Consider the following 26,194-nt stretch of genomic DNA (forward strand, 5'->3'; position numbering starts at 1 on the left):
CATTCTAGCTCTCCAGAAGGCGCTGTCAGACGAATACGCCCTCGTCTCTGTTTGGCGTAAAATGGCAATAAAGCGCTTCTATCACACCGCGCTGAATTGCTGCCATTCGGCCAATTTCTTGAGATTCCTCGTTTCCAATTATCGTCGTGGCAGCATCAGCATAGCCTTTAGGAACATCCGAGACTTTGGATATTTTTGAGGTTAGAAAATTGATCAATAACGGAACGTTTATTCTCCAGTCCAGACCAAGCAAGGCAATCAGATACCTTTCTTTGCAAATCGTTTTCACTTAACGGTTTTTTTGAACCCCCGATCGGGTCGTTCGCAACGATCTCTTCTTTCCTGCCTGATTTAAATTCGGCTAAAAGCTGCACTGAAGTCGAGGTGTCGTCCGAACCCGTGTCAACTCGCTCTCGCTGAAACATCGCCAAATGCGTTGTTCTGTCCGTATCCTGAATTGCTTCCGGCGTAAAATGACTTAGCGATAAATGCCCGTCACGCAACAGACAGGCCGCTGGGTATGTAAAACTAAACCTTGCTTCATTTTCCGTCTCTGGACGGTCAAAGCGAAGATTGTCATATAATCGCGCGGGAAGCCTCGCCGTTACCTTATGAAGATCACTGGTATCTGCGCCCAGTTTTTCTCTTAAAATTTCAATGGCATCCAGCGCCAAATGCGATGCAGCGCAACAGGGAAATCTTTTCGTCAACAAGCCATGTTCTTCAATTGCCCAGTGAGTTCCCAAGCCTTCGAGAGCCGCGCTATAATTAACCTTTTTCCCTTGGCTATATAGTTCTTGAAAGCTCCATCGTCCGGTCAGAAAACCCGGTTGGGCTCCGATGCCGGATGCTGCCATGCAGGCAGCCAAAACCGAATTTTGAGCCGCGAGACCTGCGTGTAATGGCTTTGTCGAAGTCCCAAACTGGAGTTTTGACCCAGCAGCGAGACTGAAAGCAATACTCATCGCGGAGCAAATTCTTTCAGGTGACAAGCCCATCATAACTGCGGCGGCACCCGCCGCGCCAATAACGCCAACGGTGGAAGTCGAGTGCCATCCGGCACCGTAATGTTCAGGATTTACAAGTAAAGAAACACGGGCCTGTAACTCAAGCCCTATCACGTATGCATCTCGCAATCGCTGGCCTGAATGCTCCTGCATCTCGCCGATGACAATTAATGTTGGCACCAATACCGCGCTGGCATGTGTAAAGCCGGGCAGAAAGTTGTCGTCAAAGTCCAACGCATGGGCGGCCATTCCGTTGACAAGAGCGGCTCCGGCGGGAGGCAATTTCACATCCTGCCCGAATACCGTCTGATTGCCTTTTCCGTGAATCTTGCTTGTCGCCTCGAGAACAGAAAGGGTTGCTTTATCCTGACTGCCGGCAAAAATACAGGCTAATGTATCTATAAAAGCATTATTCGCCCGACAATCAGAAAGCTTCGAGTTAGGCGACGGAAGATCCGCAGCCCATTCCGCCAAAATACTTGCGACTGGGGCATGCGTCATGAAATGTCACCAAGTTCGACGCTAACAAGATTTACCCAGTAAGCAATGCCATGCGGCAAAGCTTCGTCGTTGAAATCATAAAGAGAGTTATGAACAAATTTGTTGGAATCCTTGTCGCCATTTCCCATAAGAATATAGGCACCAGGCACTTTCTCCAGCATGAAGGCGAAGTCTTCTGAGCCACCTAATGGTTGTCCCTTACCCTCGACATTTTTATGCCCGGCCGTACGTGTCGCCGCGTCGATAGCAGTAGCGGTTTGGTCCGGCCAATTAATCAAGGGTGGATAACGGCGGATGAATTTGTAATTCGCCTGACACTCATAAGCGCTTGCTGAAGATTGCGCCAGAACTGACAGTCGTGCCTCTATCTTGTCACGCGTTTCAGGCGTATAGCTTCGCGCCGTCCCCCGAACCAGGACAGTGGATGGAATAATATTTGGCGAGTTGAATTCACCCGCTACGATATGCCCGATACTAATCACGGCAGAATCAACGGCAGACACGTTACGGGCAACAACAGTGGAAATATTGCTCATAAACATGGCGGATGCCATCGTCGGATCTGTTGCCAGATGCGGAGCGGCTCCATGACCACCCGTGCCGACGAACTCAACCTGCCATGTATCCCCGGCCGCCATCATCGGCCCAGATTTGATGACAAATTTTCCGACGGCAAGCCCCGGCATGTTATGCATTCCATAAACAGCGTCACAAGGAAACTTTTCAAACAAGCCTTGCTCGATCATTACGCGGGCGCCGCCTTCACTTTCTTCGGCGGGCTGGAATATAAAATGAATGGTGCCCGAAAAATTACGATGTTTCGCCAGATACTTAGCCGCTCCCAGAAGCATTGCCGTATGTCCGTCATGGCCACAAGCATGCATTTTTCCAGCATTTACCGATTTATATTCAAATTCATTTTTTTCATGGATGAAGAGTGCGTCCATGTCTGCCCTCAGGCCAATAGTTCTCGAGCCTGCGATCTCTCCTTTTAAAGTCCCGACGACACCTGTCGTCGCCAGACCGCGGTTTACAGAGATACCTGACTTTCCCAGTTCGGCGGCAACGATTGCAGCCGTCCGAGTTTCCTGGAAAGCTGTTTCCGGATACTTGTGAATATCCCGGCGCAAGGTTACCAGCTCTTCAAAAAAACCAGGATCAGCTTTCAAACCTAATTCACTATACAGAGTCATTTTCTTGATCGTTTCTTTTCGAAATTGGAAGGAGCGAAAGGCTAAGGCCATGCAGAAGTATCACGACAATAAAAATCGGAATGCCGATCGCGACGTAAAAGGTTGAAACCTCAAAAGTTTCTGCCTCCAGATACCAGTGCCTAGCCAGAAATCCGCGGACAAAATTTGTGCCGGGGCCAAAAAACGAGTACCAGAGTATGGGTAGAAGGAATACGAGCACAGCCGCCCAGCGAACCAAACCCGCACATCGTTTCAAGAAGACCGGCAGACTATCGGATACGCGGGTGAGAACTGGGTCGAAGCCGGCCTTAAAAGACACGGTCGCCCCTAGCAAACCAACCCATACCATTGCATAGCGGGCAACTTCTTCCGTCCAAGGTGGCGGCGAGTCAAAGGCGTATCGTGCCACGACCTGCAGGGCGATAGCGAACACCATCGCCCCGAGGAATGTTATGGCAGCAACTGTAGCCACTCGGTCGCAACCGTTACTTATCTTGGTAATGGCGTTCACTATAGACGTCATGGGACTTGCCTTTCCTGGAACTATTAATTCCCTTGGTATTCTGCAGCGCTTATGAGAGTTTTGAGGTCCTCTTTTGTCACTATATCTTCCCAAATCGCCTGGCTTGCCTGGACAAAGCGATCCCTTTCGCCAGGCTCCAGTTCGGTTACGGTTACACCCTCGCTCTTGAGCATGCTCAACGCGTTTTTACTCCATTCCGCACCCCACTTGCGGTTCGCAGCAATACCCTTCGTGACAGCCTCGTCGACAACGGATTTTTCTTTGTCATTGAGGCTCCTGTACCAATCCTCCGAAAGCAGGGCGACACGCGCCGAAACGCCGCTGTCGAGGGGGGTAAAATGCGTCAAAATTGCGGTATGACCATAAAGAAGTGCCGACGCGGGGGGGTTGAAATAACCGTCAGCAACGCCTGTCTGAAGAGCGTTGGCGACTTCCGCCCAACTGACGACCGTCCCTTTCGTACCCCAAGCCTCAAACAACTTAATTTGCTGGCCGTCCTTACCCCGGATTCGAAGCGCCTTAACATCGTCAAACTTGCTTATAGAGATCTTAGTGTTAAAGAGGCCCGCGCTGCCGCCTCGCATAGGAAATCCGGCAAGACGTACACCGTGCGGTTCTATCTGCTCGTTAATCTTCTCAATGATTTCCCCTTTTTTCATGGCTGAATCGAAATGATCATTGCCGGAAAACAGGAATGGCAGAAAAATACCTTTGCTTATGGGCGCCAGCTTGAACAACACAGCGGAATTAGCCATATCGACTTGAATCAAGCCTTGGGAAACTTGGTCGAACCGCTCCTTTTCCTTTCCAAGAGTATCCGACGGGAAAACTTTAGTCTCCATACCGTTGGCATTCAGATGATCGGCGAAAGCTTTAATGAAAACATATTCCCCATTCTTCTGAAGGTCTTCCGTTCCCGCGAGGGCAATTTTGACCTCCTTCGCAACCGCAGCGGATGAGAAAATCAAAAGTAAAGCCATCGAAATGCTTAATAGACGTTTCATGAATATCAATCTCCTTTGAAAGTTAAAAATATCGATTACTACTACAGACGAATCGTCGAAATTTACCGTAGAAATTAACCCAAATATCCGAGAGCTCTTGGCAGCGCTAAGCTGATCTCCGGAACAAAGATCAAGAATCCCAAGAAGAACAGTTCAGCCACCAGAAACGGGATAATGGCACGAACAATTCTCCAGTAATTGAAGTTGGTTACTGTCGACAGGATCAGCAGCACCCCCCCTAAAGGAGGCGTCAGCAGGCCCACTGTCAGATTAAAGCCCACAACAATGCCCATATGTGTCGGGTCGACCCCCATCAAAAGAGCCGGCGGAACAAGAAGGGGCGCCAGCAGCGCAACGGCAGCCTTCACGTCCATCACCATTCCGGCACCAATCAAGATAAGGTTGAGCACCAGCATATATCCCGTTGGCCCCAGCCCCATCGACGTTATTGACGAAGCAAGCAATTGCGGCAACTGCTCCAGAGAGGATAGATATCCAAATGTAGCAATAGCGACGAGAATTACGAAAATAGCGCCTGTCAATACTACCGTCCGATGAGCAGCTGCAATCACGTCCGTGAAGTTAAGCTCCCGATACATAAATCCAACCAAGGCAGCGACGACAACCGCCAGGGCAGCCGCCTCGGCCGGCGTCATCAATCCAAATAGAATTCCGCTCAGTATGATAACCGGGAGGCTGAGGGCCGGAAGGGCATGTGAGAACGCTGGCAAAAATTTGGGGATATCCGTACCCTTACCACCGGGATGATCATATTTAATGGCAAAAAATCCATTAAGAATCATAAGCATAACCGCCAAGAGCAGGCCAGGAACAATACCAGCGGCAAAAAGTGCAACAACAGACGTGTTCATCAGCGCACCATAGAAAATCAAAATGATGCTAGGCGGAATGATGGGGCCGATAATGGATGAGGCCGCTGTCACCGCGATTGCGTAATCCTTCGGATACCCCTCTTTTTCCATAATCGGCACGAGAGTATTACCGAGAGCGGCGGCGTCTGCCGTTGCCGAACCCGATACTCCTGCAAAGAAAACGCTCGTAAGAATATTGACATGCCCGAGTCCCCCCTTAAAGCGGCCCAGAATTGTCAGGGAGAACCGGATCAAGGCATCGGCAATCCCGCCTCTGTTCATCAATTCACCAACGAAAATGAACAATGGCATCGCGAGAAATGCAAAGACATCAAGCTGGCTAAAAACCCGTTGCGGCAAAGCCGCCAAAAATTGCCCGTTATCCGATACAATCAAACCGATTACGGCGGATCCACCGATGAGATAGGCGATGGCCGTCCCGGAAACCAGGGCGGCTATTAGAAATAGAAAAGGTATCCAGATCAATGTCATTGAATTTTCCCTGTTTGAAGGAGAATCGCAAACACCATTTATTTACACAATAGAAAATATATTCGCCGCCCATAGCTTTTTACTATAGATTGTATCGTGTACAAAATTAGGTATGCACGAATGCGGATACTAACTCTCCAGCGCCTCGAAATTTTCAAAACGATTTCCGCGACCAACAGTATCAGTGAAGCGGCACGCCGCCTAAATCTGGCGCAGCCCACCGTCAGCCGACACATCCGGGATTTTGAAGCTGCCCTGAAACTTGGCCTTTTCATCAATGAAAGCGGAAGAATAAAGCCCACCTGGGAAGCGCATCGACTATTTGAAATATGTGAGGGAACATACGAAAGGCTGCGCCAGGTTGAAAATGCCATCGCCGGAATTCGCGAAGGGCGCGGCCAGACAATTCGTCTGATGTCTGTTCCAAGTTTCTTCTCATTCCCGTTCCTCGCCGCTGCCCTAAAAAGAGTTATAGAAGAGTATCCGGAGATTGATGTATCGATGGACGTCGGCTCCAGCGCCAATCAAATACAATCTCTTCGAGAGGGGAATATAGATATCGGGCTTGCCGCGGAAATTCCTGAGACGCCTGATTTAAAAATTTCGACTATAGGGCATACTAAAATTGTAATGATTGTCTCGAAAAACCATCCTATGGCCGATAAGGAGGTCTTTCCAATTTCAGCTGTGGAAAAATACCCTTGTATCATGCCTTTTACACGCGCACCTGTCGGCAAATTTATTGATCAGGAGTTGGCAAAACATGGTATTTCCATGAAAAGGTTGATGACGGCCGTTTCCCCCGCAATTGCACCGAGGTTGGTAGAAGCACTTGGCTGTTGCGCGATTTCAGACAGTCTGACAGCTGTCGCAAACCCGCATATTGACATCAAGGCAATACCATTATCTATCGATATTAGCGTCAGAGTACAAGCTATCCAAAACGCCGCAGCGGCCAAGCGGACTGTCGACGATCTTTACATCCATTCGCTACGCGATTCATTGTCGATGTTATCGAATAAGCCATAGCGGCACAGTAAGAACGTAATCTGTCCGTTATAATCACCTGACCTTTTCCATACCGTTTCATAAGTTCCTTAAGGAACACCAAGGCTGCTTTGCGATCGCATCGCCTGGAAACAAAGTATTCCAGCACTTCTCCCTCGTGGCCAACGGCACGCCACAGATCATGAGTTTCTCCATTTATCTTCACGAAAACTTCGTCCAGGCGCCATTGCCGCTGGAATAATTCCGGGAAGGATGAAGTCGCGTCTTCCGGATCCCCCGCGCAAACGGGAAACCAAATCTATCCCACCAATAGCGAACGGTTTCGTAGCTAATGTCGATACCGCATTCATGAAGAAGGTCTTCAACATTTCGTAGAGAAAGTGGAAATCGAACATACATCATCACAGCAAGGCGGATGATCTCAGGTGAGGCTTTGAAATACCGGAAAGAGTTTATTTTTCATGCTTGGAGGCTTGTCGACGTGCAAATGCCCATCAAGTGATTTTCTTCTGATGGAGTGGCGGCCGGACAGATGACGGCAAACCCACAGTGCCATTAAATCAAAAACTCTTGCAGTTCAGGAAGCCTCCATACATGACAATATTATCCTTTCTCCTAAATTACAGGGAACCCGCCAAGTCAAACCCTGAGATGCGGGCAGATTCAGCGAGATGCAGGATATAGGATCTTATCCCTTCACGGACGCTTCGGGTATGCAGGTAATCGCGTATCCTGTCCTCAACAACGTCAAACGGAAGGATGGCACTGCTGGCATCAGAGATGCGAAAGCGGTGTTGGTTCCGTTCATAATAAACGCGGCAAACTTCCTTACTGGCGGAGGGAACCGTCACTTCCCTTTCCACGAGCTTCATCAGCGTGGCATCCAAGGCCGCATCATTATCCGCGGGATCATTCAGGCCTTGCCGAATCGCCTCCTGCCGCAGTAACTCACGTACGACAAGCGCCTGAGCAGCCGCCTCCCTTGCCGCTTCCATACTCGCAGCGGAATGGTACTGCATCTCCAAGAAGACAGCGTTGTCATCAATTTCAGTGTCATTCACAAAAACCGGCATGACTACCCCCGTTTACGGACAATCTGATACCCCGGCCGCAGGATATATTTCACTGGTGCGCTGAACATATGCACGAGGCGCGTGAACGGGAAGATCAGGAAAATTGTCAGGCCGAGAAAGATATGGGCCTTGAAGATGAAGGCTTCGCCCATCACAAAATCCGCTGCGCCACCCCGGAAAGTAACAATATGCTGCGCCCAATTGGCAAGGGCGATCATACTGCTTCCGTCCGGATGCTGGGCGGAGGCAGGGATAGTTGCAAGACCGAGAATAAGCTGCAGATACAAAATGACGAGGATCAGGATATCGGCAAATTTGCTGGTTGCTCGTATCCGGGGGTCCGTTATACGGCGCCAAAGCAGAATGGTCAGGCCAATGAAGCACATTGCCCCGAAAATGCCGCCAGCGATCATCGCAAGCTTTTGCTTGACGGCGGCGCTCATAACCAAGTGGTAGATTGCTTCGGGTGTCAGTAGACCGACAAGATGGCCAAAAAACAGCAGGATAATGCCGATGTGAAATAGATTACTGCCCCAGCGCATCCCCTTGCTCCTAAGGAGTTGAGAACTGTCCGCTTTCCAGCTGTATGGGTCTTGGTCATAACGAAGAATACAACCAAGAATCATGACGAGAATGGCAATATAGGGGTAAATGCCGAACAGGAGTTCGTTTATATAGCTGCTCATTGTTCACTCCTATTAATCTGACCGTTTTCGTGCTGATTGGCGCCGAAACCGGGGGGCTGCGCCGCCGCGCAGGTGCCGCAGTTGGTGTCTCCTATGCCATTGAACGCCGGTGCTTCGTCCCATTCCTTGTCCAGCGCTTCAAGACTGTCATCCCTCGCCGCATCCTCGGCCAATGCCTGACGCACGAAATCCTTGTCGATCCGTACTTCCGTCATTTTGGCAAGCGCCTCAAAAACAATGCTGTAACCTGATTTCCGGCTTTTCAGTTTGGCACCAATCGCCGCGACAATATGCACAACCTCGCCCAAGGTCTCCTGCGCTTCCCGCGGTGAACATATTGACAGAAATTCCAGAAACAGCGGGAGATAATCCGGAAGCTCTTTCGCGTTGAGTACGAGCCCCTTTTCCCGGTAGTGATCGATCAGATCGACCATCGCCTGCCCGCGGTCACGGGATTCCCCGTGAATATGTTCGAACAGGTAAAGGGAGTTTCCACGCCCACGATCGAAAAGGGATACGTAATCTTCCTGCGCCTTCAAAAGGTTACGTGAGCCAAATCGCGTCATGAAATCAATGAGCTTACCGGACAGAATGTTTTCCTGGCGCAGGACAGCGATCAAATCCGCCATATTTTTCTGCAGCTCTTCAGTTGGGTATGTGAGCAACAGACCGAGTATTTTGAAGCTTTTCATTTTTGCCTCCGGATTTGACCGTTAAGGGTATTCTTATGCGTCGGGGTGCCGAAAAGGCTCTTTTTCATCTCTCCGCCGGAACAGCCATCGCCGAAGCTGAAACCACATTCAGAACGGGTGGCAAAGGCGAGTTCATTGTCAAAGGGCGTCTTGCCCGCATATTCCTTGTGATTAGTCGGGATCACATAGCGGTCTTCGTAATTGGCAATCGCCATGATCTGATACATGTCCTCCACCGTCGGCTTGTCGAGGCCGACATGATCGAGGATGCCCTGATCCGGCGCTCCGTCGACATGCTTGGTGCGCATATAGGCCCGCATGGCCAGCATGCGTTCAAGTGCGTGGGTAACCGGCTGCTCCTTTCCAGCGGTCAGCAGATTGGCAAGATATTTGACAGGGATGCGCAGCTTGCTCACGTCCGGGATGACACCGTCGGTTTCAAGCTGGCCCTCCTCCCAGCGGCTCTGGATTGGGCTCAGTGGCGGGATATACCAGACCATCGGCAAGGTGCGATATTCCGGATGCAGCGGAAAGGCAACCTTCCACTCCATGGCCATTTTATAGACGGGCGATTTCTTGGCGGCGGCAAGCCAGCTATCCGGCACGCCATCGCGTTTTGCGGCGGCAATGACCTCAGGATCGGATGGATTGAGGAAAATATCGGTTTGCGCCTCATACAGATCCTTTTCATCCGCAATGCTCGCCGCTTCCTCGATCCGGTCTGCGTCATAGAGCATTACACCGAGGTAGCGGATACGCCCGACACAGGTTTCACTGCAAACAGTCGGCTCGCCGTTCTCAATCCGCGGATAGCAAAAGGTGCATTTTTCTGATTTTCCAGACTGCCAGTTGAAATAAATTTTTTTATAGGGGCAACCCGATACGCACATACGCCAGCCCCGGCATTTGTCCTGGTCGATAAGAACAATCCCGTCCTCCTCGCGCTTGTAGATTGCACCGGAGGGGCACGCCGCGACGCAGGCCGGGTTTAGGCAATGCTCACAAAGCCTTGGGAGATACATCATGAAGGTGTTTTCGAACTCACCGAACATCTCTTTTTCGATGTCCTTGAAGTTATAGTCGCGGCTGCGCTTTTCGAACTCACCACCAAGAATTTCCTCCCAGTTCGGGCCCCACTCCGGCTTTTCCATCCTCTTACCCGTGATCGCAGAATGTGCCCGCGCTGTGGGCATATCCTTCGCTTCACCCGATGTTTGCAGATGGGCGTAATCGAAAGTGAAGGGCTCGTAATAGTCATCAATCTCAGGCAAATCCGGGTTAGCGAAGATCTTCGACAGCAGGCGGAATTTCCCGCCCATTTTCGGCTGGATCTTGCCACTCGATTTGCGCGTCCAGCCGCCATTCCATTGCTTCTGATCTTCCCAGTTGCGCGGATAGCCGACGCCCGGTTTTGTCTCAACGTTATTGAACCAGGCGTATTCCACCCCTGCCCGACTCGTCCAGACGTTCTTGCAAGTGACCGAGCAAGTATGGCATCCAATGCATTTATCCAAATTCAGGACCATGCCGATTTGAGCGCGTACTTTCATTTTACTCTCCTATTCGGCAGCTTCAGTGACGGGGTTCTCATCACCAAAATCAACATTCTCGATTTTGCGGACCATGACGAACTCATCGCGGTTGGATCCCACGGTGCCGTAGTAGTTAAACCCGTAAGAAAGCTGCGCATAACCGCCGATCATATGGGTCGGCTTGACCACCGCCCGGGTCACCGAGTTGTGGATACCGCCCCTTGCCCCGGTCGTTGGTGACTTCGGCGTGTTGATGGTTTTCTCCTGGGCGTGATACATCATCGTCATGCCTTCCGGCACGCGCTGCGAGACGACGGCACGAGCGACGATGGCGCCGTTCGCATTATAAAGCTCAAGCCAGTCATTATCCTTCACCTCTATTTTTCGCGCGTCTTTTTCACTGATCCAAACCACGGGCCCGCCACGGTTCAGGGTCAGCATAAGAAGATTGTCGGAATAGGTGGAATGGATACCCCATTTCTGATGCGGCGTGATCCAGTTAAGCGCGACATGCTTGTCGCCGTTCCCATGATCGGACACGGGTCCGAGCGTCTTGGTATTGACTGGCCCCTTATAGAGGCAGAAGCCTTCCCCAAAATCACGCATCCACTCATGATCCTGGTAGAAATGCTGACGTCCCGTCAGGGTACGCCAAGGAATCAGTTCGTGGACATTGGTATAGCCGGCATTATAGCTGACATGCTCATCCTCAAGACCGGACCAGGTCGGTGAGGAGATGATCTTGCGCGGTTGCGCCTGCAAATCGCGAAAGCGAAGTTTCTCTTCCTCTTTCGGGCGGGCAAGGTGGGTGTGATCACGGCCCGTTGCCTGCCCAAGCGCTTCCCACGCCTTGACGGCCACCTGTCCGTTGGTCTCCGGCGCGAGCGACAAAATCATTTCCGCCGCATCAATATCCGTCTCCAGCTTCGGCCGATCCGTATTGTTACCCTCGAAATGGGTTCCGTTTAACAAGCCAAGAAACGCGACTTCCGCATCCGTATTCCAGTTAATCCCCTTACCGCCGTTGCCAAGTTTTTCGAGCAGCGGACCAATAGAAGTGAACCTCTGATAGGTATTGGGATAGTCCCGCTCGACAGTAATCAGGTTCGGCATGGTCTTTCCTGGAATCGGATCGACCTCTCCTTTCTTCCAGTCCTTGACGTCAAAAGCTTGCGCCAACTCACCGGGAGTATCATGAAGGATCGGTAGCGAAACGATATCCTTCTCCACACCGAGATGGCCGGGGCAAAGGTCCGAATAGGCTTTTGCAAGGCCCTTATAAATTTCCCAATCACTCCGGCTTTCCCAGGCGGGATCAACAGCACAACTCAAAGGATGGATAAAGGGATGCATATCCGAGGTGTTAAGGTCGTTTTTCTCGTACCAGGTCGCACTCGGCAGCACGATATCCGAATAGATGCAGGTCGTAGACATCCTGAAATCGAGGGTCACGACAAGGTCAAGCTTTCCTTCCGGCGCGTCGTCATGCCAGACGACTTCTGAGGGCTGCTGCGCTTTGTCATCGCCAAGGTCTTTACCAAGGACGCCATGATTTGTTCCCAGCAGATGCTTGAGCATATACTCGTGGCCCTTACCCGAAGATCCTAAAAGATTTGACCGCCAGATAAACATGTTACGTGGGAAATTCTTTGGATTGTCCGGATCCTCGCAGGCGAACTGCAGGTCGCCAGTTTTCAGTTTATTAACCACATGATCCGCACCGGAAAGTCCAGCGGCATCTGCCTCACGGGCCAATTCCAATGGGTTCTGGCCCAATTGTGGTGCTGACGGCAGCCACCCCATCCGTTCGGACCGGACGTTGCAATCGAGAAGGGATGTATCCTTCCACTTCTCCTTGTCCGCCGTTGGTGACAGAATTTCATCAAGCTGCAGCTTTTCATAGCGCCATTGATCGGAATGACTATAGAAAAAGCTGGTGGAGTTCATATGGCGCGGCGGACGGCTCCAGTCGAGGCCGAACGCCAGCGGTTGCCAGCCGGTTTGCGGGCGTAGTTTTTCCTGTCCGACATAATGTGACCAGCCGCCGCCGGACTGCCCGATGCAACCGCACATGATCAGCATATTCATGATCCCGCGATAGATCATGTCCATGTGGTACCAGTGATTGACCCCTGCCCCGAGGATGACCATCGAACGGCCATGGGTCTTATCGGCGTTATCGGCAAATTCACGAGCAACCTTGATGACTTTTGCCGCCGGAACACCCGTAAAATGTTCCTGCCACGCAGGTGTATAGGGTATATCTTCATCATAGGAATTGGCGACATTGCCACCGCCCAGTCCCCGATCGATCCCATAGTTAGCCACCATCAGATCAAACACGGTGGCGACCAGAATTTCTCCATCTGCCGTCGTTATTTTCTTCGCCGGAACCTTCCGGTCAAGAATGCCCTCATGGCCGGAAGACTTGAATATTGGCTGCTCGTTTTCCAGATTGCCGAAATAGGGAAAACCGACCGGAACAATTTCGTCTTTTTCCTCGATGAAGCTCATCTCCGGATCGATCTCGCTCCCATCTTCGGCGCATTTCATCTCTAGGTTCCATTTCGCGCTCTTATCCCAGCGCGAACCGACAGTACCATTAGGAACTTTCAGTGATTTCGACTTGCTGTCGAACAGGACGGGCTTCCAGTCCGTATTTTCACTCTCCCCCAACGAACCAGAGAGTTCGCTCGCGCGCAAGGTTCGGCCCGCGACATAGCGATCTCCCTGCTTATCAAGCCGCACGAGGAACGGCATATCCGTATATTTTCGGCAGTAGTCGCGGAAATAACTGGATTTGTCGGTTAGATGAAATTCCTTCAGGATCACATGCCCCATTGCCATCGCCATGGCGCTGTCGGTTCCCTGTCTCGGGTTTAGCCATAAGTCCGTCAGCTTGGCGACTTCCGAATAATCCGGCGTTACCGAAACCGTTTTAGTTCCCTTATAGCGAACCTCAGTAAAGAAATGCGCATCGGGGGTGCGTGTCTGAGGGACGTTGGAGCCCCAGGCGATGATATAACCCGAATTGTACCAGTCGGCGCTTTCCGGCACGTCCGTCTGCTCGCCCCATGTTTGTGGGGAGCTTGGCGGCAAGTCGCAATACCAGTCGTAAAAACTCATGCACACGCCGCCAATGAGAGAGAGATAACGGCTTCCAGCGGCGTAGGAGACCATGGACATCGCCGGGATCGGGGAAAAACCGATCACCCGGTCCGGCCCAAATTCCTTCGCGGTGTAGATATTGGCAGAAGCAATGATTTCATTCACTTCTATCCAATCTGCACGGATAAACCCGCCACGACCGCGGACCTCTTTATATTCGCGCATTTTCGCGGGATCGGAGGCGATGCTGGCCCACGCGTTGACGGGGTCAGGATGTTGCTTTTTCGCGCGCCGCCAGAGTTTGATCAGACGACTGCGGATCAGAGGATATTTCAGGCGTGCTGCGCTGTAGAGATACCAGCTGTAACTGGCCCCTCGAGCGCATCCGCGCGGCTCATGATTGGGGAGGTCCGGTCGGGTCCTGGGGTAATCCGTTTGCTGGGTTTCCCAGGTCACAAGACCATTCTTGACGTAAATTTTCCACGAACAGGACCCCGTGCAGTTCACCCCATGAGTCGAGCGGACAATCTTGTCATGGGCCCAGCGGCCCCGATAGGCCTGCTCCCAATCCCGGCTTTCCTCCGTCGTAATGCCGTGTCCGTCAGAGAATTTTTCGGGACTGGCGGTGAAATAATTGAGCCGATCTAGCAGGTTGCTCATCGAGATACTCCCAAAGTCAATAAATTACGGGTTCTTCACATACGCGCTTTTGCGAAGGTAGAACCACCAGTTGATCAGGACACAAAGCCCATAAAATATGGCGAATCCATAGAGTGCATATTCCGGTGTTGTTGCCTGGATCTGCTCTCCGAAAACCTGAGGTATCCAGAAAGCGCCATAGGCGGCAATCGCCGACGTCCAACCAAGGACGGGCCCGGCCTGCTCTTTATCGAACACGATGGCGATCGTTCGAAATGTCGATCCGTTGCCGATCCCTGTTGCGGCGAACAGCAGGATAAACAGGATGAGGAAGGGAAAGAAATAGATTTCCGGCGTCATCGATCCGTAGGCCATTTTCATAAAATAGGCGACCCCCAGCGCGGAGCAGACCATGACAATACTAATGATCTGGGTGACCAGCGCACCGCCGAACTTATCCGCGAGTTTCCCGCCGATAGGCCGGATCAACGCGCCGATAAAGGGCCCCATCCAGGCATACATCAAGGCGCTCGGCCCGTTCGGGTTGACAATGCTATGATTCATTATCCCATCAACCATGCCGTGCTGAAACCCAAACACCACCTTGATCGCCAACGGCAGCGCCGCCGAAAAGCCGATAAAGCTGCCAAAAGTCATTGTATAGATCACCGTCATCGCCCAAGTATGCTTGTTGTTGAAAATCTTGAACTGGCGCTTCAGGTTGGTCTGCGTTTTCCCTGGAATAAGCTTCATGCATCCGAGGGTGAGACAGATGATCACCGGCAGAACAATATATTTGGAGAGCAACAAGCCCGACCCGCCAACATTCTCCGGCAGCATCAGCCAGAGTCCGACGATGGTCGCCACAAGACCGATCAGCAGCATTCCACCAATTTTCAGAAAAGCGCCAACCGCTGAATTCGCATCAGGCGAGACATGCTCGTCGCGGATATTGTTCATACCGAACCAGGCCGCAATCGCCAAAGGCACCAGAAGAATAAGCCAGACATAACCTGCATTCTGGATATAGGTTTCCGTTCCGGCCGGAATTTTGCCGATTAATGTTCCCGACGACGTTTTCAGGATCATCGGATCGCCGCCGAACAGACCGAACGTCATTACCAGCGGCACCAGGATCTGCATGGTCGTCACGCCGAAATTGCCTAGGCCTGCATTCATTCCAAGAGCATAACCCTGAATCTTCTTGGGATAGAAAAAGCTGATATTGGACATGGAGGACGCAAAATTACCGCCACCCAAGCCACTTAGCAGCGCCATGATCTGAAACTGCCAGAGCGTTGAGTTGGGATCTTGCAACAGCATCCCGGTGCCCAGTGCCGGAATGATCAGCAGCGCAGTGGTAAAGAATATCGTATAGCGCCCTCCGGCAAGCCGGATGAAAAACGAGCTTGGAATACGCAACGTCGCACCGGAAAGACCGGCAATAGCCGTCAGCGTGAAAAGTTCATGCCGTTCAAACGGGAAACCAAGATTTATCATCTGTACGGTTATGATGCCCCAATAGAGCCAAACAGCAAATCCGCAGAGCAAAGCAGGAATGGATATCCACAAGTTCCGCGTCGCGATGGATTTTCCTTCGCTTACCCATTGCACCTCATCGTCGGGGTTCCACCCGCGTAAATCATGTGACTTCAACTCAGACATTTTATTCTCCTTTTGGGCGCCGTCCGGTTTTCGCGACGGCGGCATCAATCTCAATGCTCATGCAGACCCTCAAGTTCGGGCAAATTGCGCGGACCCCTGAGCTCCGGAATAGTTTTCTTCTCCATATGAAGGACAGTGAAATGCATCCACGTAAGCGCAACAGCTATGATAATGGTCAACAGCATGAAGCAGCTTGTCCAGACGCCGGTGACATCGTTCATGAAGCCGAAGGCGATGGGCAGGAAGAACCCGCCAAGCCCACCAATCAGGCCGACGATACCTCCCACGGAACCGACATGACCCGGATAGTAGGTGGGGATGTGCTTGTAGACGGCGGCCTTGCCCAGCGACATGAAAAAGCCAAGAACAATTGTCAGCCCAACAAACAACCAGAGCGGAATGGTGATATTGAAACTGATCGGACCTTCAATTCCGGCAACCGTATAATCTGTCGACGGATAGGACAGAATAAAGGTACAGACAACACTGGCAATAAAGGTCCAGTACATGACCGTCCGGGCGCCCCATTTATCTGATAGCCATCCCCCCAGTGCGCGGAAGATTGATCCCGGCAAGGCATAGGCCGCCGCCAGCATGCCAGCCGTCTTCAGTTCCAGCCCATACGCGCCGATGTAATAGCGCGGCAGCCAAAGAGCGAGCGCAACGTAAGCGCCGAAAACAAAGAAGTAATAGAGTGAAAAGCGCCAGACCTGCAGATTTTTCAGGGGCTCAAGCTGCTCAAGGAACGAAGCATGCTTGACGCCCGCCAACTTTCGCGCGGCGACATCCGGGTCTTCCTTCGTTAGCAGGAAAAACAGGACAGCCGCGACCGCCATAACAATGGCATAAATCTGCGCGACGCCCTGCCATTGCCCGCCAACCATGATCAGAAGATAGGGCGCACCGAAATTCGTAATCGCCGCTCCAACATTCCCCATGCCGAAAATACCTAGGGCCGTCCCTTGCTTCTCCTTGGGATACCATTTGGCGACATACGCAACACCAACGGCAAAGCTGCCGCCAGCAAGACCGACACCGAGTGCGGCCAGCAGGAACATCTCATAGGTGGAAGCCAGAGTTAGAAGAAAGGCGGCAAAAGCTGTAAGCAACATCTGAAGTGTGTAGACAACTCGTCCGCCATATTGGTCCGTCCAGATGCCGAGGAAAATACGGCTGATCGATCCGGTCAATATGGGGGTCGCAACCAGAATACCGAACTGGGTATCAGACAGACCCAATTCATACTTGATCTTGATGCCAATAATGGAAAAGATAGTCCAGACCGCAAAACACACAGTAAAAGTCAGGGTGCTGGCTGATAGTGCTCTCGTTTGATCACCACTGCTCACGCTCATATCATTCATGATTTTAACCCAGTCTCAATTGGCACGTTGCCATACATACTTATTAGTCATGCGGACACTTGAGAGCAGTCATGAAGAGGGGTAATTGATCAAAATCAACAGTGCGGAATTTTCACATAAAAACAAGATTGTGATGGGAAAATATCAACGGATTTATTTTAAACAATCAAATACAACGAGGAACATGATAGATTTACAATCATAAATTAGTTACAGTGTCTTTTGACATTCATCAATTAGAGAATTTGAATGCGGTCTGCTGATTTGCCTGAAGTACGATCTATCCACCTTTTTCAAGACATGGAAGAGGCAACGTTTGATGCAATCTTAAAGGCCGCCTATTTTCAAACTTTTCCAGATCATGTGGATCTGATTCAAGAAGGTGACCCTGCTGATTTTCTTTATGTTGTTGTCGAGGGCTGTGTGGAGTTGTTCGCGACGTCCAATGACCGGGAGACAACCATGGCAATGGTTCCACCGATTGGCACTTTTATCCTGGCGGCTACCTTGAAAGATGCCGCCTATCTCATGTCGGCCAGAACATGTCAGCGCTCCCGGATACTCATGATACCGTCCGAAGATATCCGCGCCGCCCTTAAAAAAGACAAGGCCTTTGCCGCAGCAATCATTTGGGAACTAGCAAGCTGCTATCGGGCCGTGGTCAAAGAGCATAAAAGCCTCAAACTCAGAACGGGGGTTGAACGGCTGGCGAACCGGTTGCTGCGCTATCACAACGATCAGGGCCGTAATGGCTCTTTACTACTCCCTCATGACAAGCGTACTCTGGCCTCCCTTTTGGGAATGGCACCAGAAAATCTCTCCCGTGCCTTCAACACTTTGAAACCTTTCGGGGTAAAGGTTGATGGTGCCAGGATTCATCTTGACAATTTGCCTGCGCTTGAGACATTGGCAAAGCCAAATGCACTTATCGATGATCGGACGATTTGAGTGGTTTTATCGGCATTGTTAATGGAAATCGCTTGGGCAAAGAAGTGACACAACTATCTGTCTCAAATTGCCTGACGACAGGAAGAACCAGCTTAAATTAACGCCCGCGCCACTTACCATACAAAGAATAACATAATCCAGGGAAGTATCCCCGCAACGATCGCCACGGCGCCAAAACCCGTCGCGACAGTGCGACGGACTCCGTTGCGATAGTGCCCGGCAATTCTCCACGCCAGATACAGGCTCCAGATGGCCGAACAGACAAGAGCTACTATCCGTGCGTCATCCACCCAGTTTAGCGAAAATCCGTCACCACGCAGCAGGGTGACCGACTGAGCCGAAAGCCCCAGAATGACGCCGCATGCAGCGAGCGGCAGGAGACTATGGACAAGATGGTGAAAGTGTTTCCCGCACCAAGACGGGCCCAGTATGCGTGCGGCAACCGCAAACGGTATGCCGACAGCCATACTCATTACGGCAGCAGACATACCAACATAGCCAAGCAAAACAACGCCATCCAACAAGCTCATGACGTCGCTATTGCCGGGATAGCTGGTTAGAAGCCACCAAGGCAGATCCTGCTCCAAGGGCCAAAACACACCCCGTTCCACCAGCCAACCGGCGGCCCACTGTTTAGCAGTGATAAACCATGGCGAAGACGCCCAAAGGAAGGCGCCGACAGCCACCCCCATCAGCCCCACCACGATTAACAGAGAGTCCCAAACGGTTGCGGTTCGGGCGCTAACGGTGACTATTTCCGAACCCGGCGGCCGGACACTGAGTTCTATCGCGTCACGAAATCCGGCGCAACGGCCGCACATATGGCACGGCGACGCGCTTTCCATAGTCCTCAGCGGCACCATGGGCGCGCAATTAACATACGTTGTACGTCCGGCATGTGGTGGACAGCGTTCCCATTGTTGCAGATCAACCCGATAATGCAGTGGTGCGAGTTTAGCCAAAAGACCGAAGACGCCGTTCACCGGACACAGATAACGGCACCAAACGCGGTGATTACGACCATAGAAATATCCGACGAGAATGGCCCCCACTGTCGATCCGCCAAGAATGAGTAGCACCGGCCCAGGATACTGATAAACGCTCACCATCTGGCCATACACTGTCGTCAGGACGAAAGCAGTGAAGGGCCACCCCGGCCAACGAATCCAACGTGGTATTGTCCACCCACGGCTATGTCGACTCGCCATTTCGCTGAGAGCGCCTTCCGGGCACATGATTCCGCACCACAATCGCCCGAAAAGCACCATGCTTATAAGAACACCTGGCCACCAGATCCCCCAGAAGACGAAGTTGGCGAACAGCGAGATGTTGTTCCAGATGTGCGCTGAACCGTCTGGTAATGGGACAAACACTGGTACGACAAGCAACACCGCATAGACGACAACAACAGTCCATTGCAGCCAGCGTATGAAGCGCTGATGACGGCGTAGCCAATCACCAGATAGTGCCACAAGACGCTGCCCGCGTTCACGGCGGGACTTTGGCGGCAATACGACACTAGCGGACGGAGAGGCAATATGGTTCATGCCACCTCTTTTTGCAGATCATGTATTCGTCGTGTCTGCACTCGATAGCCGATGGCGATTGCACTCCAATAAAGGATCCAGGTCGAAACCGTGACACCGTCCGGCACGGCGCGGTAGCCGGTTAGATTAGCGATGACCCCGCCGACACGTGACATGTCATTGAGCAGAAGCGACGTGTCCCAAAGAGGATCCAAATAGGGAAGCAGCCCGAAGGAGACAAGATAGCCCGTGCCCGTGACAAACAGGGCGCAGGCGAGAAAAAGCAACATCAATTCGGTAAGGAAAAAGAACACCCGCCATGAAAGATAGCGTCCGCCTAACTGTAAAATTATATAGGCGAACCCCGCCGCAGCGAGCGCGACCACGATGCCAGCGGCGATGTCGCTGCCGGTGCCCTGCGAGGCCGCAATGGAGCCTTGCAGGAAAATCACTGCTTCGGCGCCCTCGCGCATGACTGCGATCTGGGCAAGAAAAAATATTCCCCAAAGCCTGCCATTGCGCAAATGATCGGCAAGTTGCTCCTCCAGACGCTGTTTGATTGCTCTGCCATGACGGCGCATCCAGAATACCATCTGGACGATCAGCAACGCTGCTATCAGGATTAGTCCCGCTTGAAAATAATCCTGACCTTCGGGGGGCAGCATCGCCCCGAAGCGCATCAGCACAAAAGATAGCGCTATAGCCCCACCGAGCCCCGCAAGAACTCCGCCCCATAGGTAACGCATGGCCCCTCGACCCGCTGGATGATGCATAAGCCATGCATGCAGGACACCCACGACCAGAAGCGCTTCTATGCTTTCACGCCATACAATAAAAAAGGTTTGTGCAAACATGGCCAAATTCAGCGCGCCACAATGACGCCCTGTCCAGTTTCAAGATGAAATTCGTCGAAGAATGGATATTCCCCGGGTGAAGCCTTACGGATGACAATGAAAGATTTCACGCCCGGACCAAGCACTTTTTCCTTACGCAGCCGCAGACTTTCGAATTCGGCCGGCGTCGAGCCGGTATTGCGCAGAATAATTTTGACCTGGGTATTGGCAGGAATCTCGATCCGTTCGGGAGTGAGAACGCCGTCGTTCATTTCCAGAACGAAAGTTGCCATTTCCTCGGCGTGCACCGGCCCGAACGGTGCCAGAGCGAAAATGACGAACTGAACAAGGATTACAGCCGCCGTTATCCACATCTGTTTCACTCGCCACATTTAATAAGTGCCCTTCTTTCCGGTGCCCGCATAGGTAAATTTGTATTCAGTTGTAAAAGGCTCGAACCAGGCGGCAACGCCGGTTTCTTTGTCCGTGTGGCGGCCAAAATGCGCCATCGGATCGGCCTCCGGTGAAGCAACTGTAAATTTTAGCTTATAATTGCCCACGCCGAATAACTTTACATTGTCGCCATAGTGCGGACCGTCGCTGGCCACCATGGGCATCAATCGGCCTGAAATCACCTCATTGCTGTCAATCTTGGTCAGTTCGAAATCGATCACGAGATAAGGCATCCATTCGCCTTCGGCGAAACCGTTCGGATTGTCGGCCAACGCATGGATATCAGCCTCCAGATGAATGTCGGACTCGGCGACGGCACGCATCATTCCCGGTGGATCCATTTCGATGGGCTGAAGATAAACCGCCGCGACTTCAAGCCCGCCGCCATACTGAGGTTCGCCGATCGGGTACTCTATCGCGAGGGCACCACCAACTGAAAATATAAAAAGACCACCCGCCGTTACGAGCGCCTTTACAAAGTTCGTGTTATACATGTCTATTCCCTTTTTCACACAATTATTGCGAATGACCCGCATTCGCATATTCATAAAATAATCTATTAAAAGGAATTTTCTTTGATCTGGCGCAAAGATTGCGACGATACTCGCCATATCAGACTGCAGGCACTTAGGGGAGAAACTACGCGAAGGGCGCCGGTCACTTGTTTGGGACGGCGATGAGAAAGAAGAGGCTAAACAACCGCAACATGTTATTTTGCAGAAAACACTATACGCTCATTTGCGAAGCGGCTTACACAGAATTTCATCAATTCTCTATAGGAAAAATAACATTTCCCTTTTCGAGAAAACCTTCCCTTTCTGTAAGAACTAGTGCTTGGAATAAATACTACCGAAAAATGTCATTTACCGATACCAATGACTTCATGTTGACCAAATTGTGTCTGCTTTGGCGACACTTGACGTCGCTGCCACCAGCTTTGCAAGACAGTAATTTCAGATGGCAGCATATCCCCTAGTCCGCCAGTGAATTTCTTCCATTTTTCAACGGCACTGGCCGGGACTGCAACCAAGACAGGAATGCCTTCTGACATTGCGGCCATAATATCGTCAGCCAAGCCCTCGCCAAGTTGTTCACGCTCACCAAATTTTTCAACAACCAGAAGGTCTACCCTTGCGGCGATGGCCCGCCGCAGAATTATACTTGATTCTGTAAGGACCGATTGGTCCAATCCGCAGGAGCCGGCGGCAATATCCTCTTTACTCGGCCGAACGATTGGGAACCGATCACCGTTATCGAGAGCAACAGCGTCCGCACCTATTTTTACGCCACGTTCATCGTACAAGATATCCTGGATAATGCCGCCGACGGAGTATCCTTGCTGGCCCATCTGGGCGGCGAAAGAAGATAAAGCGGCTTTATTGGGTGTTTGAGCTGAATAAACAACAGCAGCGGCATGAATATTTGGTGTATCGAACATATTTTCATCCTGTTGAAATAGGTTAGCTATGGCAATTGACATCCGGCGTCGCATATTTGTGTTATAGGAAGCATAAAATCACCGGACAGACATGACGTAATTTCAATTTTCTAAAACGGTGCTACTCGACCATTCGGAATCCTTCCGCTGCATGGAAAAAGCCGTTCGATAAAGGGGCAATTGCTACAATTTCCTGAAGTAACCCAAGGGATCTTTCACTATCCTCAGGGTTATCAAGAGCATTTCGAAAGATGCGGGCGACCTCAACCATATCCATGTCGTGCGGCCATAATCTGAAATGAGTAACGCCGAATGTCTTGAGCATTTGGAGCTCGCCCAGCAAGCTGTTCACCGTATAGGACATGGTTTGCGTGCCATTGACGGCCAAAAACGGCGTGTCGTCGAGCGTTCTTACATCCATTCCATCGGGATCCAGTTCACAGATATACTGGCATCCGTCTTTGGTCAGATTATGTGAACGCGCATGGTAGCAACGGGCGGAGAGCGCAAGTGGCAGCCGACCAAACGCCTGAACTTCTATTTCCCGGCCTTTTGCTGTCCGTCCCAGCTCGGCTATCGAAGCAGAGGGCAATTCGCAGGACAAAACAACGCGCGATGCACCAGAATTATAGAAATGCTCCAGTGTGCCTTCATTGTAGACATTTACAAACGGTCCAACGATATGCTTTTTGTCTCGTAGCAAACTGATGGCCGATAAATCATTTGCCTCGATCGGCCAGGGAGATCCGACTGTCAATTCATTGAGTTCTTTTCTCTCCCGCTTCGACATAATCAGCGCGAGAGTGGAGAGGACCACTTCTTTGCCCGCTGCTTCCAACCTTTCACATACCTCCGGTATAAAGGGGGAGAAAAAGGGAGCGCGTTTGGAGCAGGTAACCTCACCGATATAAATAACATCGACAGGCGCCTCATCCGCAATCTTGAAATAGAAATCCCGCTTTTTTTCTGCAGGCCAGTTATAGAGTACCGGTCCCAGAGTCAATTTTGCCATCGGAAGCGTCAACTTTATCTCCAGCTTTTCTGATAAGCACCCGCCGTACTGCGGGCGCCTTCCGTTATTGAACCGAGATTGGAATCCGGAAGAGCTTCTCCCCTCAAGACGGCATCAATCGCCCGCCGATAGCTTGAGACAACTTGTGAGACATAGGCTTTACCTCTTTGCCGCCCTTCAATCTTGAGAGCCTTGACACCGCTGTTGATCAACTCCGGCAATAGCGCCATGACATTGAGGGAGGTCGGCTCTTCGAAGAGATAGGAAGGATCATCTCCTTGCCCAAAGAACCGGCCTTTGCAGAGGGTCGGATAGCCGGCAGCTTCCCCATCTGGATAAGCATTGATGGTAAAATCTCCGAGCTTGGAGATCAGTTTTCGGCCTCTTTGTTCGTAATCAACATGGCTCGCTGGCGAGCAGACGCCGTTCATATTTGGAGATTTCCCCGTGATATAGGACGAGAGGGAGCACCGACCTTCCGCCATAACGCACATCCCTCCAAACGCGAAAACTTCAGCTTCGACCTCTATTTCATCAATCAGATCTTTTATTTCCCGGACTGTCAAAACCCGGGGAAGAACCACACGCTGGACATCGAAGGCGGCACGATAAAAATTAACTGCCTCGGGGTTGGAGGCCGATGCCTGAACAGATAAATGACGACGCAGCGTCGGATGACGGCGTGTCGTATAATCAAGCAGGCCGATATCCGCCATAATAACAGCATCCACCCCAATGTCCGCAGCGAGATCAACAGCTCTGTGCCAGGGAGTCAGGTTTCCGGCTTCGGGATAAGTATTAATGGCAACGTAAATCTGGCGGCCCATGGATTGGGCCTGTGCTGTTGCTACCCTCAATTCTTCCGGGCTAAAATTCAGGCCCGGGAAGTTACGCGCATTGGTCTCGTCCCGAAAACCGACATAGACAACATCGGCACCCGCTTCCAGAGCGGCCTTTAAAGCGGATGGCGTGCCTGCCGGGCATACGAGTTCCATAGTCAGTTCTCTCCCGCAACTTTATCGCCGCGTTTAACCGACGCTTGAATTTTTTTAATCTCTTTCCCCTGCTGGATAAGACGTTTTTCCTGCCTGCTAATTTCTTCATCCATTTGGGAAATTCTTCGCGTGACTGGTCCAACGAGGGATTGCTGAAGAATACTAAAATCTTTGAGAGCGGTTCGATGAAAGGAGGAGAGCGGTGTTGCCGCCCTCTTGAAAAGAGGAGTTAAGGGCCCGGTCAATCCCGTCAGGATATGCTTGATGGAGAGGTCCACGCTATCGATAGCATTCCTGAGCGTCAGCACAGCCTCCGTATCGCCTTCGACAATTAGGCGCCGTGTGAAGAACAGAGTGTCGCCATCTACGCTCCCCTCAAGAAGCTGTATCAAGGAATAAATGTCCCCCGATATTGACGCCGTTATATTCGAGACAGCCTGCCCTTTGTTCAGTATTTTTGCGGTTGCTTTTCCATTATCAAGTATTACGAGGAAACTGAACGGGAAATCCGTCGGTATGATATGAAAACGGCAGTGGCCCAAAGGCGTCAGACGATTTGCAATCTCGGGGTATAGCCGTTTCATCCGTCCAAGAAAAATAGTGAGTAGGCGGGACAAAAACTTGACGGGCAGCGGTCGCAACGCGAGTCCTGCGAATAGAATTGGTGAGAACGGAGGTAATAAAGACTCTGATCTGGCGTTAGTCACGAACCCGTTTCCAAGCTGCATTATTGAAAAACAAAACTGTGCTATGAGCTGATGAAGCCAACATTGATTGAGATCAATAAAAAAGAAAATGGATGTGGTAATGCTGTAGCCGTATCTATGGATGCCTCTCTTTAATATGCAACACGGTCATCGTCTATGTTGAATTTGGCGCCCATGGAAAAGGGTTAGTTTTCGGATAAAAACCAGACAATCACCTTGACGGTTTATTGAGGATCGACGAAATTTGGAGTATTGCCCAAGCTTTAAAGGTAGATAATTTGAGTCAGCGACGATCTTCGTATTCCATCGGAGACAGCACTCAAAGCATCATGCAAATAGGCCGATCGGACAACTCGGCTCCTGAAATCGCACCTCACTTTATGCAGACGGTATGAGCCGAATTCAAACATCACTCATTCTTCCAACATTGGCACTTCACTCGGGGAATACCAGTTGATTGAGGATTTCCTTAGCTATCACTGACGCAACCAAAAAGAGGATAACGCCTGTGAAGTTTAAATTTACAGAATCCATACGGACTGGAATCGGACATCTTGACGACGATCATCGTAATTTGATTTCTCGCATCAATTTGGTTGCCGAGTTGGAGCGGTCCGCCGACACAACAGCAATTATAGATGCACTGTCGGAATTCAAGGCGGAGCTCGCAGAGCATTTTCAACGCGAGGAAGCCTATTTAAAGGCAGTAGATTACCCTAAACTCCTCTTCCACACGAGGCACCATGAAGAGACCATCAATTCCTTAGAACAGTTGATGGGTGATCTTCGAGATGGGGAGCCGATCGAAGGGACAGCCTCCGATATTTGTTATCACGAGTTGCTAACGGTGGTTCTACGAAGGGATTTAGAGTTTACCAACTGGCTGGCCGATCATCCGGAATTAGAAAAATAGGCGCTGTCGG

General features: G+C 51.2%; 23 protein-coding genes and 1 pseudogene. 3 read left to right on the forward strand and 21 right to left on the reverse strand.

Annotated elements, in window-relative coordinates; all coding sequences use genetic code 11:
• Window positions 1-167 precede the first annotated feature (167 nt).
• The 5 genes from P1U71_RS14240 to P1U71_RS14260 form a co-directional block, all read right to left on the reverse strand.
• Window positions 168-1,508 carry an MmgE/PrpD family protein gene (locus P1U71_RS14240; protein WP_301106282.1) on the reverse strand — a complete coding sequence of 447 codons (1,341 nt, stop codon included), beginning with the start codon at window positions 1,506-1,508 and terminating at the stop codon, window positions 168-170.
• Complete coding sequence (locus P1U71_RS14245) at window positions 1,505-2,752, reverse strand: M20 aminoacylase family protein (protein WP_301106283.1); 1,248 nt, start codon at window positions 2,750-2,752, stop codon at window positions 1,505-1,507. The genes P1U71_RS14240 and P1U71_RS14245 overlap by 4 nt, the downstream gene beginning before the upstream one ends.
• Entirely contained in the window at window positions 2,688-3,224 is a 537-nt protein-coding gene (locus tag P1U71_RS14250) for a TRAP transporter small permease (protein WP_301106284.1), read from the reverse strand. The genes P1U71_RS14245 and P1U71_RS14250 overlap by 65 nt, the downstream gene beginning before the upstream one ends.
• Window positions 3,225-3,247: 23 nt before the next feature.
• Window positions 3,248-4,228: a TRAP transporter substrate-binding protein gene (locus P1U71_RS14255; RefSeq protein ID WP_301106285.1), complete on the reverse strand. Its 981-nt coding sequence runs from the start codon at window positions 4,226-4,228 to the stop codon at window positions 3,248-3,250.
• 74 nt (window positions 4,229-4,302) lie between these two features.
• Window positions 4,303-5,592 (reverse strand): TRAP transporter large permease, encoded by a 1,290-nt coding sequence (locus P1U71_RS14260; RefSeq protein WP_301106286.1) that lies wholly within the window; start codon window positions 5,590-5,592, stop codon window positions 4,303-4,305.
• A 120-nt stretch (window positions 5,593-5,712) separates the two neighbouring features.
• Here P1U71_RS14260 and P1U71_RS14265 point away from each other — a divergent pair, with 120 nt between their 5' ends.
• Complete coding sequence (locus P1U71_RS14265; RefSeq protein WP_301106288.1) at window positions 5,713-6,621, forward strand: LysR family transcriptional regulator; 909 nt, start codon at window positions 5,713-5,715, stop codon at window positions 6,619-6,621.
• On the opposite strand, the pseudogene P1U71_RS18040 reads toward P1U71_RS14265, so the two are convergent.
• From P1U71_RS18040 to P1U71_RS14300, 8 genes and pseudogenes are all read right to left on the reverse strand, one after another.
• Window positions 6,617-7,002 (reverse strand): annotated as a pseudogene (locus tag P1U71_RS18040) (transposase); the annotation flags it as partial. The gene P1U71_RS14265 and the pseudogene P1U71_RS18040 overlap by 5 nt on opposite strands.
• Before the next feature lie 218 nt (window positions 7,003-7,220).
• Window positions 7,221-7,673 carry a hypothetical protein gene (locus P1U71_RS14270; RefSeq protein ID WP_301106289.1) on the reverse strand — a complete coding sequence of 151 codons (453 nt, stop codon included), beginning with the start codon at window positions 7,671-7,673 and terminating at the stop codon, window positions 7,221-7,223.
• A 2-nt stretch (window positions 7,674-7,675) separates the two neighbouring features.
• A complete protein-coding gene (gene narI, locus P1U71_RS14275) occupies window positions 7,676-8,359 on the reverse strand; it encodes a respiratory nitrate reductase subunit gamma (protein ID WP_301106290.1) in 684 nt (227 codons plus the stop codon).
• The gene (gene narJ, locus P1U71_RS14280; protein WP_301106291.1) at window positions 8,356-9,051 is read right to left on the reverse strand and encodes a nitrate reductase molybdenum cofactor assembly chaperone; all 696 of its coding nucleotides are present in this window, start codon (window positions 9,049-9,051) and stop codon (window positions 8,356-8,358) included. Before narJ ends, narI begins: the two co-directional genes overlap by 4 nt.
• A complete protein-coding gene (gene narH / locus P1U71_RS14285; RefSeq protein WP_301106292.1) occupies window positions 9,048-10,601 on the reverse strand; it encodes a nitrate reductase subunit beta in 1,554 nt (517 codons plus the stop codon). Before narH ends, narJ begins: the two co-directional genes overlap by 4 nt.
• A 9-nt stretch (window positions 10,602-10,610) precedes the next feature.
• Window positions 10,611-14,351 carry a nitrate reductase subunit alpha gene (locus P1U71_RS14290; RefSeq protein WP_301106293.1) on the reverse strand — a complete coding sequence of 1,247 codons (3,741 nt, stop codon included), beginning with the start codon at window positions 14,349-14,351 and terminating at the stop codon, window positions 10,611-10,613.
• Window positions 14,352-14,375: 24 nt separating this feature from the next.
• Complete coding sequence (locus P1U71_RS14295) at window positions 14,376-15,995, reverse strand: MFS transporter (RefSeq protein WP_301106294.1); 1,620 nt, start codon at window positions 15,993-15,995, stop codon at window positions 14,376-14,378.
• Between the two features lie 50 nt (window positions 15,996-16,045).
• Window positions 16,046-17,359, reverse strand: a complete 1,314-nt coding sequence (locus P1U71_RS14300; RefSeq protein ID WP_301106295.1) for a nitrate/nitrite transporter — start codon at window positions 17,357-17,359, stop codon at window positions 16,046-16,048.
• Window positions 17,360-17,608: 249 nt separating this feature from the next.
• On the opposite strand from P1U71_RS14300, the gene P1U71_RS14305 reads away from it, so the two are divergent.
• Complete coding sequence (locus tag P1U71_RS14305) at window positions 17,609-18,307, forward strand: cyclic nucleotide-binding domain-containing protein (protein ID WP_301106296.1); 699 nt, start codon at window positions 17,609-17,611, stop codon at window positions 18,305-18,307.
• 113 nt (window positions 18,308-18,420) lie between these two features.
• Here P1U71_RS14305 and P1U71_RS14310 read toward each other — a convergent pair whose 3' ends face one another.
• From P1U71_RS14310 to P1U71_RS14345, 8 genes are all read right to left on the reverse strand, one after another.
• Window positions 18,421-19,854 carry a 4Fe-4S binding protein gene (locus P1U71_RS14310; protein ID WP_301106297.1) on the reverse strand — a complete coding sequence of 478 codons (1,434 nt, stop codon included), beginning with the start codon at window positions 19,852-19,854 and terminating at the stop codon, window positions 18,421-18,423.
• Complete coding sequence (locus P1U71_RS14315; RefSeq protein ID WP_301106298.1) at window positions 19,851-20,687, reverse strand: FTR1 family protein; 837 nt, start codon at window positions 20,685-20,687, stop codon at window positions 19,851-19,853. The genes P1U71_RS14310 and P1U71_RS14315 overlap by 4 nt, the downstream gene beginning before the upstream one ends.
• Before the next feature lie 8 nt (window positions 20,688-20,695).
• Window positions 20,696-21,058 (reverse strand): cupredoxin domain-containing protein, encoded by a 363-nt coding sequence (locus P1U71_RS14320; protein WP_301106299.1) that lies wholly within the window; start codon window positions 21,056-21,058, stop codon window positions 20,696-20,698.
• The gene (locus P1U71_RS14325) at window positions 21,059-21,613 is read right to left on the reverse strand and encodes an iron transporter (RefSeq protein WP_301106300.1); all 555 of its coding nucleotides are present in this window, start codon (window positions 21,611-21,613) and stop codon (window positions 21,059-21,061) included.
• A 365-nt stretch (window positions 21,614-21,978) separates the two neighbouring features.
• Complete coding sequence (locus P1U71_RS14330; protein ID WP_301106301.1) at window positions 21,979-22,557, reverse strand: DUF2478 domain-containing protein; 579 nt, start codon at window positions 22,555-22,557, stop codon at window positions 21,979-21,981.
• Between the two features lie 121 nt (window positions 22,558-22,678).
• Window positions 22,679-23,569 carry a U32 family peptidase gene (locus P1U71_RS14335; RefSeq protein ID WP_301106302.1) on the reverse strand — a complete coding sequence of 297 codons (891 nt, stop codon included), beginning with the start codon at window positions 23,567-23,569 and terminating at the stop codon, window positions 22,679-22,681.
• Window positions 23,570-23,583: 14 nt separating this feature from the next.
• The gene (locus P1U71_RS14340) at window positions 23,584-24,564 is read right to left on the reverse strand and encodes a peptidase U32 family protein (RefSeq protein ID WP_301106303.1); all 981 of its coding nucleotides are present in this window, start codon (window positions 24,562-24,564) and stop codon (window positions 23,584-23,586) included.
• Between the two features lie 2 nt (window positions 24,565-24,566).
• Window positions 24,567-25,271, reverse strand: coding sequence for an SCP2 sterol-binding domain-containing protein (locus P1U71_RS14345; protein WP_301106304.1), 705 nt, complete (start codon window positions 25,269-25,271; stop codon window positions 24,567-24,569).
• Between the two features lie 508 nt (window positions 25,272-25,779).
• Here P1U71_RS14345 and P1U71_RS14350 point away from each other — a divergent pair.
• Complete coding sequence (locus P1U71_RS14350; RefSeq protein WP_301106305.1) at window positions 25,780-26,184, forward strand: hemerythrin domain-containing protein; 405 nt, start codon at window positions 25,780-25,782, stop codon at window positions 26,182-26,184.
• Window positions 26,185-26,194 lie beyond the last annotated feature (10 nt).

It is taken from the genome of Sneathiella sp., from assembly GCF_029233945.1.
Lineage (GTDB): Bacteria > Pseudomonadota > Alphaproteobacteria > Sneathiellales > Sneathiellaceae > Sneathiella.

What these genes read in the sequence shown, in the direction of transcription:
- P1U71_RS14240 (WP_301106282.1), bottom strand. Translation starts at nt 1,508, where the DNA reads ATGACGCATGCCCCAGTCGCAAGTATTTTGGCGGAATGGGCTGCGGAT.
- P1U71_RS14245 (WP_301106283.1), bottom strand. Translation starts at nt 2,752, where the DNA reads ATGGCCTTAGCCTTTCGCTCCTTCCAATTTCGAAAAGAAACGATCAAG.
- P1U71_RS14250 (WP_301106284.1), bottom strand. Translation starts at nt 3,224, where the DNA reads ATGACGTCTATAGTGAACGCCATTACCAAGATAAGTAACGGTTGCGAC.
- P1U71_RS14255 (WP_301106285.1), bottom strand. Translation starts at nt 4,228, where the DNA reads ATGAAACGTCTATTAAGCATTTCGATGGCTTTACTTTTGATTTTCTCA.
- P1U71_RS14260 (WP_301106286.1), bottom strand. Translation starts at nt 5,592, where the DNA reads ATGACATTGATCTGGATACCTTTTCTATTTCTAATAGCCGCCCTGGTT.
- P1U71_RS14265 (WP_301106288.1), top strand. Translation starts at nt 5,713, where the DNA reads ATGCGGATACTAACTCTCCAGCGCCTCGAAATTTTCAAAACGATTTCC.
- P1U71_RS14270 (WP_301106289.1), bottom strand. Translation starts at nt 7,673, where the DNA reads ATGCCGGTTTTTGTGAATGACACTGAAATTGATGACAACGCTGTCTTC.
- narI (WP_301106290.1), bottom strand. Translation starts at nt 8,359, where the DNA reads ATGAGCAGCTATATAAACGAACTCCTGTTCGGCATTTACCCCTATATT.
- narJ (WP_301106291.1), bottom strand. Translation starts at nt 9,051, where the DNA reads ATGAAAAGCTTCAAAATACTCGGTCTGTTGCTCACATACCCAACTGAA.
- narH (WP_301106292.1), bottom strand. Translation starts at nt 10,601, where the DNA reads ATGAAAGTACGCGCTCAAATCGGCATGGTCCTGAATTTGGATAAATGC.
- P1U71_RS14290 (WP_301106293.1), bottom strand. Translation starts at nt 14,351, where the DNA reads ATGAGCAACCTGCTAGATCGGCTCAATTATTTCACCGCCAGTCCCGAA.
- P1U71_RS14295 (WP_301106294.1), bottom strand. Translation starts at nt 15,995, where the DNA reads ATGTCTGAGTTGAAGTCACATGATTTACGCGGGTGGAACCCCGACGAT.
- P1U71_RS14300 (WP_301106295.1), bottom strand. Translation starts at nt 17,359, where the DNA reads ATGAATGATATGAGCGTGAGCAGTGGTGATCAAACGAGAGCACTATCA.
- P1U71_RS14305 (WP_301106296.1), top strand. Translation starts at nt 17,609, where the DNA reads ATGCGGTCTGCTGATTTGCCTGAAGTACGATCTATCCACCTTTTTCAA.
- P1U71_RS14310 (WP_301106297.1), bottom strand. Translation starts at nt 19,854, where the DNA reads ATGAACCATATTGCCTCTCCGTCCGCTAGTGTCGTATTGCCGCCAAAG.
- P1U71_RS14315 (WP_301106298.1), bottom strand. Translation starts at nt 20,687, where the DNA reads ATGTTTGCACAAACCTTTTTTATTGTATGGCGTGAAAGCATAGAAGCG.
- P1U71_RS14320 (WP_301106299.1), bottom strand. Translation starts at nt 21,058, where the DNA reads ATGTGGCGAGTGAAACAGATGTGGATAACGGCGGCTGTAATCCTTGTT.
- P1U71_RS14325 (WP_301106300.1), bottom strand. Translation starts at nt 21,613, where the DNA reads ATGTATAACACGAACTTTGTAAAGGCGCTCGTAACGGCGGGTGGTCTT.
- P1U71_RS14330 (WP_301106301.1), bottom strand. Translation starts at nt 22,557, where the DNA reads ATGTTCGATACACCAAATATTCATGCCGCTGCTGTTGTTTATTCAGCT.
- P1U71_RS14335 (WP_301106302.1), bottom strand. Translation starts at nt 23,569, where the DNA reads ATGGCAAAATTGACTCTGGGACCGGTACTCTATAACTGGCCTGCAGAA.
- P1U71_RS14340 (WP_301106303.1), bottom strand. Translation starts at nt 24,564, where the DNA reads ATGGAACTCGTATGCCCGGCAGGCACGCCATCCGCTTTAAAGGCCGCT.